The 14,118-nt window shown below is 61.2% G+C and carries 11 protein-coding genes and 1 pseudogene; 5 read left to right on the top strand and 7 right to left on the bottom strand.

Annotated features, from left to right (window positions below):
• Nucleotides 1-45: 45 nt before the first annotated feature.
• A complete protein-coding gene (locus INT40_RS16790; protein WP_319022016.1) occupies nucleotides 46-927 on the top strand; it encodes a helix-turn-helix transcriptional regulator in 882 nt (293 codons plus the stop codon).
• A 252-nt stretch (nucleotides 928-1,179) separates the two neighbouring features.
• Here the strand turns inward: INT40_RS16790 and INT40_RS16785 are convergent, their stop codons facing one another.
• The 3 genes and pseudogenes from INT40_RS16785 to INT40_RS20745 all read right to left on the bottom strand — a co-directional run bounded on the left by INT40_RS16785 (nucleotide 1,180) and on the right by INT40_RS20745 (nucleotide 2,550).
• Nucleotides 1,180-1,539: a hypothetical protein gene (locus tag INT40_RS16785; RefSeq protein ID WP_193073193.1), complete on the bottom strand. Its 360-nt coding sequence runs from the start codon at nucleotides 1,537-1,539 to the stop codon at nucleotides 1,180-1,182.
• Nucleotides 1,529-1,657 (bottom strand): hypothetical protein, encoded by a 129-nt coding sequence (locus INT40_RS21055; protein ID WP_264298427.1) that lies wholly within the window; start codon nucleotides 1,655-1,657, stop codon nucleotides 1,529-1,531. Before INT40_RS21055 ends, INT40_RS16785 begins: the two co-directional genes overlap by 11 nt.
• 602 nt (nucleotides 1,658-2,259) lie before the next feature.
• Nucleotides 2,260-2,550, bottom strand: a pseudogene (locus INT40_RS20745) (helix-turn-helix domain-containing protein).
• Nucleotides 2,551-2,761: 211 nt separating this feature from the next.
• On the opposite strand from INT40_RS20745, the gene INT40_RS16775 reads away from it, so the two are divergent.
• Complete coding sequence (locus tag INT40_RS16775) at nucleotides 2,762-4,093, top strand: NAD(P)/FAD-dependent oxidoreductase (RefSeq protein WP_193073190.1); 1,332 nt, start codon at nucleotides 2,762-2,764, stop codon at nucleotides 4,091-4,093.
• Between the two features lie 44 nt (nucleotides 4,094-4,137).
• On the opposite strand, the gene INT40_RS16770 is transcribed toward INT40_RS16775, so the two are convergent.
• From INT40_RS16770 to INT40_RS16760, 3 genes are all read right to left on the bottom strand, one after another.
• Nucleotides 4,138-5,349, bottom strand: coding sequence for a PucR family transcriptional regulator (locus INT40_RS16770; RefSeq protein ID WP_193096550.1), 1,212 nt, complete (start codon nucleotides 5,347-5,349; stop codon nucleotides 4,138-4,140).
• Nucleotides 5,350-5,450: 101 nt separating this feature from the next.
• Nucleotides 5,451-6,953: an aminopeptidase P family protein gene (locus INT40_RS16765; protein WP_193073187.1), complete on the bottom strand. Its 1,503-nt coding sequence runs from the start codon at nucleotides 6,951-6,953 to the stop codon at nucleotides 5,451-5,453.
• Entirely contained in the window at nucleotides 6,950-9,034 is a 2,085-nt protein-coding gene (locus INT40_RS16760; RefSeq protein ID WP_193096549.1) for an alpha/beta hydrolase family protein, read from the bottom strand. The genes INT40_RS16765 and INT40_RS16760 overlap by 4 nt, the downstream gene beginning before the upstream one ends.
• A gap of 303 nt (nucleotides 9,035-9,337) precedes the next feature.
• Between INT40_RS16760 and INT40_RS16755 the strand changes: the two genes are divergently transcribed.
• Together INT40_RS16755 and INT40_RS16750 are read left to right on the top strand one after the other, a co-directional pair.
• Nucleotides 9,338-10,492 (top strand): serine hydrolase domain-containing protein, encoded by a 1,155-nt coding sequence (locus tag INT40_RS16755; protein WP_193096548.1) that lies wholly within the window; start codon nucleotides 9,338-9,340, stop codon nucleotides 10,490-10,492.
• A 101-nt stretch (nucleotides 10,493-10,593) separates the two neighbouring features.
• The gene (locus INT40_RS16750) at nucleotides 10,594-10,956 is read left to right on the top strand and encodes an MFS transporter (protein WP_193073181.1); all 363 of its coding nucleotides are present in this window, start codon (nucleotides 10,594-10,596) and stop codon (nucleotides 10,954-10,956) included.
• Between the two features lie 984 nt (nucleotides 10,957-11,940).
• Here the strand turns inward: INT40_RS16750 and INT40_RS16745 are convergent.
• Complete coding sequence (locus INT40_RS16745; RefSeq protein ID WP_193073180.1) at nucleotides 11,941-12,210, bottom strand: hypothetical protein; 270 nt, start codon at nucleotides 12,208-12,210, stop codon at nucleotides 11,941-11,943.
• 1,048 nt (nucleotides 12,211-13,258) lie between these two features.
• Between INT40_RS16745 and INT40_RS16740 the strand changes: the two genes are divergently transcribed.
• The gene (locus INT40_RS16740; RefSeq protein WP_193096547.1) at nucleotides 13,259-14,083 is read left to right on the top strand and encodes a hypothetical protein; all 825 of its coding nucleotides are present in this window, start codon (nucleotides 13,259-13,261) and stop codon (nucleotides 14,081-14,083) included.
• Nucleotides 14,084-14,118: the final 35 nt, after the last annotated feature.

Raw genomic sequence — 14,118 nt, 5'->3', positions numbered from 1 at the left:
CCGGTACCAGAAGCCTGTTTATAGGGGTATTTGCAGAACCTGGATATGCTGATGCGGGTATTGCATGATGGAGACATGACCGGCCTACGACCTCGTGAGACCCAACAAGAACTCGGTGCATTCCTGCGCAGCCGACGTGAACGGCTCACCCCGGATCAAGTCGGTCTCCCCGCTACCGGTCGACGGCGCACTCCTGGCCTGCGACGTGAAGAAGTTGCTGTGCTCGCCGGGGTCGGCGTCACCTGGTACACCTGGCTCGAACAGGGACGCTCGATCAACGTCAGCACTCAGGTCCTAGCCTCAGTTGGCAGAGCACTTCGCCTCGACGATGCGGAGCTACGGCACATGGAGCGTCTCGCTGGAATCCGAGCTGAATCGAACGGGCCAGTCGGCTTGGACGCACCCATGTCGGCGGCCTACCAGCCAGTGCTCGACAAGCTCGATCCGTACCCCGCGTGTCTGCAGACCAATGCGTTCGACATCGTTGCCTACAACAGTGCTTACCGCTTCCTATTCACTGACATGAACCAGATACCGCCACCCGAGCGAAACTGTGCGCTGCAATTCTTCACCGATGAAGAATGGAGAAGCCGCTACATCGACGACGAGGTCGTTGCATCAAGGATGGTCGCCCAGTTGCGCTCAGCTGTCGGTAGTACAACCAATTCTGGCGCGGGGCAGACCATCAAAGAGCTGCAACTGCGCTCTGATGAGTTTGCCGAACTATGGAGCCGTCATGACGTTTTATTCCAGCATTTGGAAACGAAGCGCTTGGACAGCCCCGTCGTCGGTGAGCTCGATCTCAATTTCGTCACCACCAACGTCGCTGAGACTGGGTACAGGCTCACCGTGATGACACCAGCCGACGAGACCACTTCACAGAGGCTTACTCAGTTGTCCGAACTGACCGCCGATGCAGGAATATGATTCACGAACACGAAATTGCCCTAGTGCCTATGGCCCACCCGTGAACGGTCTAGGCACTCCGATGGACAAGTGGCACCGTACCAATCAAGTAGCACCCAAGCGCCACATCCGTTGAATATTGGCTGAGCACTTCGTTGATTCTGGCCTCTAATAGTTGGCAGCTGTCAACTGATCAATGGGGATTGCATGAGGTAGCCTCATTAACTCCCTGCGCCACAGCGGACAGCGACGCGATTGAACCGTTTTCGTCGCTCATAGCTTCTCCTCTCGCTGTCTGAGGCTGAATAGCCGAATGTACTTACCCCACAGTCTGGCGAAGAGCTCATTGGCTACGGCCACATCGGCCTCATAATCGGGAGCTTCGGGCCGGGCAGCGATCCAGGCAATCATGGCGTCCATATCGTCGATACCGTCTTCAGCGACGATCTCCAGCGCACTGATGCGCGCGTGCGACGGATGGTCCGTTGTCACGATGAAACCGGCCTCAGACTTGAGCTCAATCGCAATACCCGCGGCTGCCACGCGCAGTGATGTGTGATCGACTTTGGCGCGATCCAATGCCTCTTCTTCGGCGATGTCGAGCGAAACCAGACCACTACTATCAATGGACATCAGAATCCTCCTCGTCGGCCTCAAACGTCTCCGGCAAGGATCCAAGGACCGGGGCGACACTGAGGACGAAGACCGCCACCATAATGATGACGATGAGTGAAATGGAGATGCGAAGCATGAGCCTTTCTCTCCTGTAGGAGTCGGGCACGGTTTCGCCCGCTTACCTACATCAGTCGGAGGGTCTCGGCCCAGTCGATACCGCAGTATGCGTTCATCGGTGCCTGCTCTTTCCATCGACGATGGGTACTTCAGTTCGGGAACGGGGTACGTGCAAAGCAGCGTCCTAATGGAAGGGCTCGTCGGCTCAGCATGTGATTAGCAGTACCTTGCCGTAGTTGCCGCCGGGATCTGATCTTGCCTTAGAGCTCTGTGGTCCGCGGTATCGGGCGGGATCTGATCCGAAATATTGTTCCTGTTGGCCACCTTAGGGGCCAAATGCGGAGGGAGCCAAAGACACGTCCCTTACGAGGACTCTTGGTACGGGGAAGACCTTACTGGCTCCCTCCAGCACCCATTAGGTAACGGGGGCGACCGCCGAGCCGGACCATACGAGCGCGTATCCGGTGTCGAGGACCAGCCCGACGACCGCCGAGGGAAGCAGGGCGAGATCCCTCCACTACTAAGGGCGGGACTCGGTCTCTGCGCTAGGTTCCGATGGGCTCCGCACCGGGACCGGCCCGCAGCACGCTTCGCCCGAGGGCTTCAGCGACTTCAGACTAATCAATCGCAGAGAGTTGGTCCGATTCTCCGCCGTCGAGCGGAGCGGCTCGACGTCCCCGCAGCGGCCGGCTCGGTGCATGCAGTGTCCCGGCACATTTCATTCTCGTCCACCGCCACCGCCAGCGCGACGTGCACGATCGCGGTCAGAGCGCCAGCGATGTGGGGGTCGGCGATCTCATAGCGGGTCTACCTGCCGTCCGGCTCTGCGACGACGATTCCGCAACCGCGCAGGCAGGACAGATGGTTCGATATATTCGTGCGCGCCAGCTCAAGATCCCGGGCTATCCTCATCGGACAGCCCTGTCATCCGTCGCTGTGATTGTTCGAGTGATCTACGACAGCGGATGGCACTGGCAGGATCTGCGAACTGGATGCCGGAGAACGATCCGATACTACCCATCCCAGCGGCGAGAGCGGCGACAGACATCTGTGCACGTTCTCCCCGCTGACTGTCAGCAGATGTCGCTTTTCCGGGTTCGGCAGATAAGAGGAGGATGAGAACATGTCTCACACCGCGAAGCTTCACTCATCTCATGCTCAACCGACCGACGTCATCATCGTCGGAGCCGGCGTCATCGGCACCTCCATCGCGCTGTCTCTGTCCCGTGCCGGGTTCACAACACTGGTGCTCGATCGGAATCATGCTCCCGGACAGGGTTCGACGGCCGCCTCGAGTGCGGTCGTGAGGTTCAACTACTCGGTATTCGACAGTGTGGCCGCGGCGTGGGAGGCCAAACTGCGATGGAAGGACTGGACGGATCACCTGGGAGAGGTTGACCCCGATGGCATGGCTCGATTCCGGCGCACGGGAATGGTCGCTCTCGATGTCGACCTTGCTCCGAAGGCACGCATTGCCAAGCTATTCAACCGTACCGGGGTGCCCTATGAGGACTGGACCGCGGATATTCTGGCCGAACGGATTCCCGGGCTCGACAACGGACGCTACTGGCCTCCCAGAGCGCTGAGCGATGACACCTTCTGGGACGAGTCCGCCGACGTGCTGGGCGCCCTGTGGACCCCGGATGCCGGCTATGTCGATGACCCTTCATTGGCTGCCCGCAATCTTGCCCATGCCTCTGCCACACTGGGGGCCGACTTTCGTTTCGGATCCTCGGTCACCGGAGTCAACGTAGTCAGTGGTCGGATCTGCGGGGTCGAGGTCGACGGTCGGGAGACGCTGAGCGCACCCATCGTTGTTAACGCCGCCGGCCCTTGGTCAGCCGATCTGAACGCTCTGGCGCAGGCAACGAATGACTTCACGATCACCACCAGGCCCATGAGGCAGGAAGTCCATCACGTCACGGCAACCGATGGCTATGTCGTCGGCGGAGGGCCGATCATCGCCGATATGGACTTGGGTACGTACATCCGTCCCGCCACCGGAAACGCGCTCTACATCGGAGGCACTGAGCCCGAATGCGATGAGTTGCAGTGGTTGAGCGATCCTGAGTCCGCCAAGATGCGGCCGACTCAGCAGGTCTTCGACTCGCAGGTGGCGCGAGCGGCGAAGCGTCTGCCCGACCTGGCAGTACCGAATCGGCCCAGCGGGATCGTGGGGGTCTATGATGTCTCGAGTGACTGGACTCCGATCTATGACCGCACCGAGATCGATGGCTACTATGTTGCGATCGGCACCAGCGGCAATCAGTTCAAGACCGCGCCGGTCATCGGCGACCTGATGGCCGAGATCATCACCGCGGTGGAGAACGGACACGACCACGACGGCTCTCCCGTGCAGTATTCGGCTCCGCGTTCTGGTCTGAGCATTGACACTGGAACCTATTCGCGCAAACGTCCGATCAACCCGGATTCCTCAGGCACGGTCATGGGCTGAGTAGGAACGGTTTCGCAATGGGCATGTCTGCGCCGATCCGATGTTCAGGTGGTGATGTCAAGTAGCCTGGCGAGTTTGAGACCGAGGTGCAGGGACAGACGGTCTCCTCCGTCGGAGAGGCTCATCCGGGTGATCGCTTCGATGCGTTGGATGCGCTGGTAAAGGCTCGCTCGGTGCAGATTGAGTGCGGCCGCTGCGGCCTGAGCGCTCCCGGCCAGATCGAGGTAGGTCTCCAAAGTGAGGGCCAGCTGACCCTCACGATCCTCACGCAGCAGACGGCGCAAACCCTCGGGAACCGCTTCGAGCGGAAGCTCGTCATGGGAGAGATGAAGCAGGAGCCGATAGATACCCAGCTCCTCGTAACGGGCGATCGCTGCGAAACCCGGCACCGCCGAGGCGACCCGCAGCACGTCCTCGGCCCCGGAAACCGTGCGGTGGGCTTCTGCCAGTCCGTGCAGAACTGGACCGAGTCCCACCTGCACTTGTGCTGCCTGATTGTTCTTCTCTACCGTCCGAATGAGGAGTTCCGCATGGCCGCGCAGCATGTCGTGACTGGGCAGGTAGGCTCCCGCGATGAGAACGGTCCCGAATCCACCCGAGCGGCTCAGCGAGATGGCCGAGGCCGGAACGATGTTGCGCACCATTCTTTGCAGCGCCAGATCGAGGGTGACCGCCTGAGCGCCAGTCGTATCGGAGTGCGGTGAGGTGACGCGGATGGCGACGGCCACCGTGGGACAGCCGTCAGGGAGGACATCGAGACGGACTAGCTCCGCGGCTGCGGGTTCGCGCACCGTCGGCTGGTTTGAGATGAGATCGCGCAGAAGATCCCGATCACGCGAATTGCGCAGACTGCCCAGCAGTTGCTGCCGGTGCATGAGCTGACCCATGGCTGCGGCAGCTTCGGAAGCGAGGACCAGCTCGGCATCCGTGACACTGCTACCTTCGTCGATGAGCCAGAGATAGCCGAAGAGTCGACCCTCACAGCGGATTGGAACGCAAACCCGGGCCAGGAACTTGAGGTCCTTTCGCGGAGGAATGCGCACCGGGGACGTCGCCTCGGCGATATGGAGGTCTTTGAGGAGCGACACGACCTCTTCGGGGCCCCGGCGCTCGACGAGGGACCGGATGCGGGTCTGATCAATGTCCTCGTCGTGCGCGGTGTGGGCAAGCAGGCGGATATTGGGATCGTCGATGGCGACTGATCGGCCCAAGCGGGCGGACAGACCTTCGGCGACGGCCTTCAGCTCGTCTTCCATGCCTCCGATTCTGCCACCGGGGACGACCACAGCGCTGACTTTCTCTAATCGGCAATGTCGATCACGTGCCCGGTTGGTCGAGCGCAGGCCGCCCCGGTCGATCATGGCTGAACAGTCGTTGTCCCGAGCACGCTCGCTGTCCCGGGGGCGGCCACCTTACCGGAAGCAACGGGGCGGCCCGGCACGGTTGCCTCGACGCCGTTCTGCAGTGCAGACAGCCAGTCCTCGGTCTCGTCGGCTGTGACGGGCAGCTCGTGGGAGAGTACGTCGATGCCCTCGTCAGTGATGACGACATTATCCTCGATGCGCACGCCGATACCCCGCAGACTTTCTGGCACGTATTCGTCGTACGGTGAGAAGTAGAGGCCGGGTTCGACGGCGAGCACATGGCCTGCCTCGATCGTTCCCGCGAAATACTCGGCCGCGATCGGCATGGCGTCGTGGGTGTCGACGCCGAGCATATGGCTCGTCGTGTGGAGGGTCCATCGCCACCCCCGCTCTGCCGGGTCCAGATGCTCGAACTCAGGATGGGGAAGGACGCCGAGGTCGGCCAGTCCGTCGATGAGGATGCCCCTTGCTGCGAGGTGCGGAGCGCTGAAGGCGGCACCGGGCCGGGCAGCATCGTGCGCGGCGGCGCGGGCAGCGGCGACGATGTCAAGGACATCTCGCTGCGGTTCTGAATAGCGTCCGGACACTGGAAGGGTGCGCGCGATGTCCGCCGAATAGAGCTCGTGGCCTTCCACCCCGGCATCGATGAGCACGAGTTCACCAGGAGTGATGGCCCCTGTGTTCGCTTGCCAATGCGGGATGGTCGCACGGGGGCCTCCGCCCACGATCGGGGTGAAGGACCCACCACGACCGAGGGCACGGGCAGTGGATGTGAACACACCCTCGATGAATGCCTCTCCGTGCGCTGGCGCGTTCGGCAGGGCCCTGGCGATGGCCTCGAACCCGCGGACGGTATCCTCAACGACCTGCCGCAGTTGGGCGATCTCGTAGTCATCCTTGAACAGGCGTCGTCGGGCGATCTGTTTTTCTAGCTCACCACCATCGTCGGCCACGAGCTCGTCGACCAGGGGATCCAGGTTCCGAACGGTACGGGCAGAGATCCCGCGCAGACGTGCCGGCAGATCGGAGAGATCCCGGGTCTCGACGCCGAGGCGAGTCGAGGTGTCCGAAACAGTCTCGCGCATGCCCTCCCACATTGCTTCGTGAGGGTCGAGTATCGACAGGGGATGCTCCAACGGAGGGTGGACGGGGATGAAGAGCACTCCTTCGTCGTCGGGGCCGATGACGAGTACCGAGTGCGGTTCGGCTTCACCGACGAGCCACATGAAGTCCGAGGACGGGCGGAATGGATGCGGCAACTCCTTGGTCCGCAGCGGTGCGGATCCGGCCGGTATGACGAGAGTCTCACCTGAGAAGTCGGTTGAGATAGTCTGCCGGCGCACTCGTCTGGGTGCGGTACCTTCCCATTCCTGTGCTGGATCGGTAGCCTGACTCCAGCCGCGGGTCATGATCTTGAGAAGTTCGGGTGAAATGCTGCGGATGCCGGGCGAGTTCTCCAGATGCTCGGTAAGTTCGGCGATGCTCCAGTTCTTCACAGCCCATCAGCTCCGGAGATTGCAGGCTCGGCAACGATTTTGGAGTTGACCGAAACCTTGGCTTTCGTCGAGGTCGAGACAGGCGTGGCTTTCGGTCCCATATGGGCGTCGAACCATTCCAGAGTGCGAGTGGTCTGATCGATGAGCGCGGGCAATTTCCTGATCCCATGACCTTCGCCTGGGTAAACGAAGCAGAAGGATTCCACCCCGGCAGCCAGCAGGGCATTGTGGAATTCCGTGGCCTGCCCGGGAGGCGTGCAGACGTCGACGCTTCCTGCGGTCTGCAGAGTCGGGGTGACCACCCGGTTTGCGAACCACACCGGAGAGCGTTCGAAGGTCAGGCTGGCAGGGTCTTCCGGACCACCGGTGAGGATGAGCTCATCGAAGTACGGGATGTTCGAGGTGTAGTGCTGGGAATACCAGTCCGTGACGGGAGCCATCGGCACCGACGCCGCGAAGCGCTGGTCCTGGGTGATCAGCCAGGCGGACATGAAGCCTCCATATGAGGCTCCGGTGACGCCGATGCGGTTCGGGTCGGCGATGCCACGGTCGACGAGGGCATCGATGCCGCTGATGTAGTCATAGGTGTCTGCTCCGCCGGGATCGCCGAAGACGGCCCTGGCGAACTCCTGCCCGCGTCCGCTGCTGCCACGAGGGTTCGGATGGAGCACGGCATAGCCGCGATGGGCGAGCAGGCGCGGATAGTTGATGCCGAGCGTCCAGTGATTGCGCCAAGCCCAGACCGGCCCGCCGTGGACGTTGAGGACGAGAGGGAAGGGCCCCTCGCCCTCGGGAATGACGAGCAGACCTTGGATCTCGGTGCCATCCGGGGCATTCCAGGACACCGTCTCGACCGAACCGGATCGACGAGCCACCTCGTCAATTCCGGTGTGTCGGAAGGTGGCGATCCGTGACACTGACCCGTTTCGCAGCCAGGCCACCCCATGATGGTCAGTGTAGGAGTTGTGAACGATCGCTGCTGACTCGTCAGGCAGGAACGACCCCACCGGATACCGATCACCGCAGGTGGAGTCGCTGGCCCACAGTTCGCGAGCTTCGCCGCTAGTGACGTCGTAGACACCGGTTACGGTGTCGAGCCCACGGACGCCCATGAAGGCGAGCCGGTCGTCGTCGAGCCACTGGAGGTGGGTGACATCGGTGCCGAGGGGGTGAACCGTCGTGGCTCCGCTGCGGTCGAAGAGGTGGATCTCTCCGGCGACCAGCCAGCGATCGGAGCAGATCGCCTCCACAATTGCCTGCCGGGCTCCGTTCGGGCTGGCCGCGGGCCAGCCAATCTGAGTCTCGGGACTGAAAAGGAGGTCGGTGGTGGCCGAATCGCAGTCGACGCTGAGCAGTTCGGCGGTGTACCAGGCACCTTCGTCAGGGGACTCGCTGGCGACGATGAGCAGTGACCCTGGCCCGTTCCAGCAAGATTCCCAGACGTTGAGGCCCAGATCGAGCTGCTCGACAATTCCCGTGTTCAGGTCATAGATCCACACCGCGCGCCAGTCGTCGTGACGGATTCCGGACTCGATCTGCGGCATCCATGCGGGCCGGTCTTCACTCGACTTCGCCGAGGTGGTCGTTCCCGACCCCTGCCCGCCCGAGAGGTCGGCACCTCGACCTGCGACGCCGAGGAGAATCTGTGTTCCGTCGGGCGACCAGCACAGTGATTCGATGGTCCCATCGACCTCCGGCGCCGAAGCGACGTCCTCGGTGGTGACGGTGAGCAGGGAGAGCTGCTGCGCTCCTGCGGAGTCGGCGTCCGAGGTGAAGGCGATGGTGGTGCCGTCGGGGGAGAACGCGGGGTTGAGTTCACTCACTCCTTCGCCGGGTTCTGTGAGTGTGCGGTGACCGTCCTCCGTCGTTAGTGCGATGCGGTAGGTGGGTGAGGAATGCAGGTCCTTGCGGACTTCGCCGGCGAAGGCGATGGCGCTGCCGTCCGGAGCCGCTGATGGCGCCGTGGCGGAACTGATCTGTGAGTAGCCCGGGGAGTGCCAGTCCTCGTAGAAGCTGTTGACGCGCTCGAATTCCTCGGTGTCGCGGATGTCGATCCGATGCTGTCGGAACTGTTCGGCCATGGGGATCCCTCCATTGGAATGTTGGTACCGTCGGCGGTGGCGGGTGTGCCGACGGTCGATGGATTGTCTGAGCCGGAGTTCGTCCGACACCCTCGAATATTCCAGACGACCCCATTCATTGGAACCGACATGTGTCGCCCCGATGCCAGTCAAGAATCAACATCGGTCTGAGGCGTCGGCGCTTGACCCTGAGTAGCGTGATCTCACCACCACGTAGTCGCTGCCGGTGGGGAAACCAGCGTCTCCGCCGGTTCCGACCAGCTTATGCCGGCTAACAGGCCGAGCAGATTGGGAGAGAGCATCATGACGTTCGACGTTGAACGAGTCAAAGAAGTCGCCGTAGCACAGCTCGAGTTCGATCCGGGCGGCGGGGCGGCGCTGAGTGTCTTCGTCGATGGTCAGCCGGTGCTCGACGAGACCTGGGGTGTGGCGGACCGGGAACGTGGTACGGCCTATGTGGGCTCGACTCTGCAGATCATTCAGAGCATGGGCAAGGGTGTTGTAGGAGCGGTGGCGGCCATGCTCGTCAGTCGTGGACAATTGGACGTCGATGCCCCAGTGGCATCCTATTGGCCGGAATTCGCTCAGTCCGGCAAAGGTGAAATCATGGTGGCTCAGCTGCTCTCTCACCAGGCGGGCCTCGCCTATCTGGACGGAGGCATGCCCCTGGCCACGACGACGAATTCGGCCAACGACAGAGAGGAACTCGGCCACAGGTTGGCCGCACAGGCACCCGCGTGGAGAGCCGGTGCACATCTCGGATACAGCCCGCAGGTGTCGGGCAACTACGCGGACTTCGTCTTCGAGCACGCCAGCGGCCGCAGCTACTCCGAGCTGCTGACCGAGCTGACGGCGACGGTGGGGCTCGAAATGTATGTCGGGCTCCCGGAGGAACAGACTTCCCGAGCCGCGACAGTTGCGATCACCACCGATCTGGAATCGCCGGTGATTATGCCGGGCGAGAACCCCGACCTCCCGAACTACTCGGAGATCATACAGAAGTTGGTGCACAACATCCCCGAAACAGTGGAGGATCCCATCGGAGCCTGCAACGGCGCTGCGATTCGTCGGGCACACTTCCCAGCTGCCAACATGTTCTCCAATGCCAGGTCGGTCGCCGGCCTCTACGCAGCAATGGAGCGCGTCCTCGCCGGCGAGGATTCCTCACTGTGGTCTCGCAAGGGACTCCAGATCGCAACCACAGAGCGAGTACGCAGTGTTGACTCACTCTTGGCGGTCGAATCGCCCTTCGGAGTCGCCTTCCAGAAACCCGGCCCCACCTACCCCTTTGCGAAGGGGCGAAATGCTTTCGGCCATGGGGGAGCTGGAGGATCATTCTCAATGGCCGACCCGGACATGGGGCTGGCCTTGTGCTGGCTGCCGAGCGGCTATTGTGTCGACCATTTCGACAGAAGGGGCGTCGCCATCGTTGACGCAGTTTACGCGGCCCTGGACTGAGAGCAGCCAGTCACCGAGTTGATCCGGGCAGCGGAACAGATCCGAGAAGTCCCGTTAACAGTGCAATTTGACGACTCAACACTCAAAGGAGAGTGCGAAACATGAGACAGACCGCGCATACGACCCCGACCAAACGGTCGAGTTCGGCCAGTCGAGTGATCGTGGCGACCGCCACCGGAAACTTTGTTGAATGGTTCGACTTCGGCATATACGGGTTGACGGTCATCGTGCTCGCCGATGTCTTCTTCCCACCAGAAGCCGGAGCCTCGGCGGTATTGGCCGCGCTGGCGGTGTACGGGGTCGCCTTCGTGGCGCGACCGTTGAGCGCCTTCTTCTTCGGCTGGGTGGGAGATCGATTCGGACGGCGGAATGCGCTCAGCTTGTCCATCCTCATCATGGGTGTCGCCACCGCGTGCATCAGTCCCCAATGTTCTTTCGTCGCGTCGCTTGCCCTCGGCAGATAGGGCATCCGCGTAGCCTTGGCGCCCGTCGCGCCTTGTGCCCGTTTTCGCAGGTGAAGACAAACTGTTGGCGGCTATTAGCCGCGACAGTGGCTGGATCTCTCTCGTCAGCCCAGTAGGCAAGAATCTCCGGAACGTTGGCGACGGACTTGTCCGCGTAGGAATCAGTCTCCTTCCGGTACTCAGACATCCGCCGTTCGATGCAGGTTGGACAGTTCCAAAGACCGGCCGGTGACGATACGAACTTGTGGCCATAGTCAGCGCACCGCCAATGGATCTTTCGCGTCGCCTTCGATGGTGTCGTCAGCCAATCCTTCTCTGAATTGAGGTCACGATCCCACCACGATAGAAACTTCGAGCCCGAGTCTTTGAATAGGTTCGAGGCTCCTGGCTGTCTTGCGGGAGTCCGACGAGTGCCGCTCTTCCTGCAAGAGCACGCCATGTTACCGACTCCACGAGCTTCAATCTTCCCGCACCTTCGGCACTGCACTCGATGAGGATCTCCAGACATCGAGGGTGAGAAACACGCCCCCAAGTACTCGTAGCCCATCTCGGCCGCGTGTTGACGCACTGCGTTAACGTCCTCGATCTCAGTCGCACGACTAACGAGCGGATCACGGTTCCATTGCCACCAGAAGCACGCACGACACGGCTTCTCGGAGTCCGCCTTCTCGATAATGTAGTCCAGGCGGTAGTGAGCCACCGTGCCACAGACTAGGCATTCGGTGAGCCAGTAGGCTGTCGCTTTGCCGGGGAAGTCGTCGACTGCTTTCAGCCCCGCTCGATTGAGCAATGACCCAAGATGCTCAAGACACCACGTTGGTTTCGTCCGAGTCGAGAATGCACCCAGCTCCGAGCACCCTTCCCACTGACAGACCGCTTGGGCCACCGCCACCCACCTCCGCCTTCACTCACCGTTGACGAGACTTCTCGCCCTCACCACCTCTGATCATAGACAGCAGTAGTGGCAGAAGAGGTCTTGACTGTCTAACGCTTGACTGACCTCACGGTTATGACCACCCAAGCAACGACAGACATCACCCACACGACGATCAGCACCTGAGCGATGATGAACGCCATTCCGAACGCGGCAATCGCAACGTCGCCAAGCACCGGCACCCACCGAGCCAAGCCGAGAGTGGCAACCATGCCGACACTGAATCCCGACAGCAGACCCCACGCCAGCTTCAACACCGAACGGACGAGAATCTGCGACCTCGACGCTGACCGAGCCTCGCCATTTCGGACAACAGACACGTGACCTCCATAGCAACAGATAATCCATCACCCGGATCAGAGATGCGACCACCGCCATGGTTCATCCACGACAATGCCGCACGTAGAGAAGACATGCACCCAACAACGACCACCCGGCAGCTCGGAGCAGACCACGGTAGTGGCAAAGTCACCGACGCGACCGGACTGCCCAGGCCGGGAGCAAACGCTGCGGCGGTAGCCGCCGAGCGTGATAGCCGACTAGTAAAGAGGGCTCCGCCCTGGCGGGCGTCGCCTTCAGCGCAGCGTTTCTTTTCGCCGCGAAGCGGCCTCGTTTCGTCCCTTAGTCCCAATGCGTCACCGACAGTTCAACTATTCGTCCCCGACAATCGGCGCGTACGTCAGCCAACCGGCAACACTGAACCTCTATAGACCAAGCCAGCAGGCAGACCAACCCCGAACCCAGCCACGCAGTCAAAGCAACACCTCTGACGCAACTTCACACCGGTATCGGTACGCAACCCACTCGCCTATTTCACATATCACCTGCACTCAGCCACGCACTTACTTGGTCACACGCTTGCGTGTGCAGCCGGAGGCTGAAGATTGACTGACGTCCTGATTGGTTACTCCTATTTCTTTATCGACTTCATGTCACACCTGCCGCAGCAGGCCACGCTGCGCGTGAGTCCCGTTCCGGCCCAGTTCGATCACCATCTAGGTCCTTTACGCCTTCCCCGCCATACGGCCAGTTGGGCATAGCCGGAGGCTTATTTGGAGTAGGGAGTGACCGGGAGGGAAGCCGGTGGGCGCACTTAAACCCCAGGAGCGGGGATGTTCGAATGAGGTTAGAACGGAAAATGTTGGTTTATTAACTCGCTCTTTTCGGCTCCGAATTTTCACCACCGATCCCTCGGTTTATCCCGCCTGGCTGGCTTCCACTATCGCGGCTGTGGCCTTACACGGCAGATGGGTTCACCCTGATTCTGCTTTGTGAGGAGCCACCCCTGTGGGTGTGATCGACAGATTGGACGAAAGACAACGCTGACACTCCCACGACTGCGCCGGACTTCTGCGCATAGATATGGGTATGGACAGTTTCGACTCATCTCACATCAACGTGCGCACATTTGTGCCGACCACCCAGGCCCGGCTGGACCCGGCGACGTTCAACCAATCGGCCCAGGCGGCGATCCGGGTGGCAGCGGAAAAAGGCTCGGCCGCTCTCGTGGTCACAAAGCGGGAAGCCGGTGTCGCCTCCTACCTCGTCGTCGATGGTGACCTCAACGCTCATCAGGCAGCTGGACTGGTCGGCAGAGCCCTCGGCGCCAAGGTCGAGACCGTCGATGAGACGTGGGCCGAGAACTTCAAGAGCTCCTACATTTCAGTTCTCGAAGTCGACGAGGACACTACTATCGGTCGCTACGCCCAGGTGGGTGCCGATCACTTGGAGTTCGCACGTCAGGTTGCAGCATCCCTGTCCGTCGGCGACTGGGTGGCAGTGACTTTTCGTTCCCCGACAAAACGGGAGAACAAGCGGTGGACGAAGTGGCTGGACTTCAACGCCGGGCACGGTTCAGGTTCCCACCACTCACGGGATACCAATGCCGTGATCGTCTCACTTTTCGCCGGTTCACATGAGGGCCACGACCATTCCAACACCATCTTGACGAATGTCGCAGGCTCCATGGTCGGTCTCGACCTCGATACTCATCCTCGTGCGGTGAAATCGTCGAGGCGGCTCCTGATTCCACAGGTGGCTGCGCTGTTGAGCCTGGGAGTCATTGGCTACCGCAATGCCATCAGTGAGAAAGTGGCCAGCCTTGACGGTGATTTCTGGGTGGGGTTGTCGGCATGGGTGAACCCGACGATGATCTTCATGGTCTTCGGGATCGTGCGCTCGTCAAGTTTTTGAGACAGTTCGTTGATGATTTCTCTTACGCCGCCAGG

The sequence above is a fragment of the Brevibacterium sp. FME17 genome, from assembly GCF_014897515.1.
Classification (GTDB): Bacteria; Actinomycetota; Actinomycetes; order Actinomycetales; family Brevibacteriaceae; genus Brevibacterium.
The sequence above is the reverse complement of the archived record's forward strand: the minus strand, read 5'-3'. Positions and strand labels throughout refer to the sequence as shown.

Excerpts from the sequence above, each read along its gene's own strand:
- INT40_RS21055 (WP_264298427.1), bottom strand. The coding sequence starts at position 1,657 with ATGCTTCGCATCTCCATTTCACTCATCGTCATCATTATGGTGGCGGTC.
- INT40_RS16760 (WP_193096549.1), bottom strand. The coding sequence starts at position 9,034 with ATGGCCGAACAGTTCCGACAGCATCGGATCGACATCCGCGACACCGAG.
- INT40_RS16790 (WP_319022016.1), top strand. The coding sequence starts at position 46 with ATGCTGATGCGGGTATTGCATGATGGAGACATGACCGGCCTACGACCT.
- INT40_RS16755 (WP_193096548.1), top strand. The coding sequence starts at position 9,338 with ATGACGTTCGACGTTGAACGAGTCAAAGAAGTCGCCGTAGCACAGCTC.
- INT40_RS16785 (WP_193073193.1), bottom strand. The coding sequence starts at position 1,539 with ATGTCCATTGATAGTAGTGGTCTGGTTTCGCTCGACATCGCCGAAGAA.
- INT40_RS16770 (WP_193096550.1), bottom strand. The coding sequence starts at position 5,349 with ATGGAAGACGAGCTGAAGGCCGTCGCCGAAGGTCTGTCCGCCCGCTTG.
- INT40_RS16775 (WP_193073190.1), top strand. The coding sequence starts at position 2,762 with ATGTCTCACACCGCGAAGCTTCACTCATCTCATGCTCAACCGACCGAC.
- INT40_RS16750 (WP_193073181.1), top strand. The coding sequence starts at position 10,594 with ATGAGACAGACCGCGCATACGACCCCGACCAAACGGTCGAGTTCGGCC.
- INT40_RS16740 (WP_193096547.1), top strand. The coding sequence starts at position 13,259 with ATGGACAGTTTCGACTCATCTCACATCAACGTGCGCACATTTGTGCCG.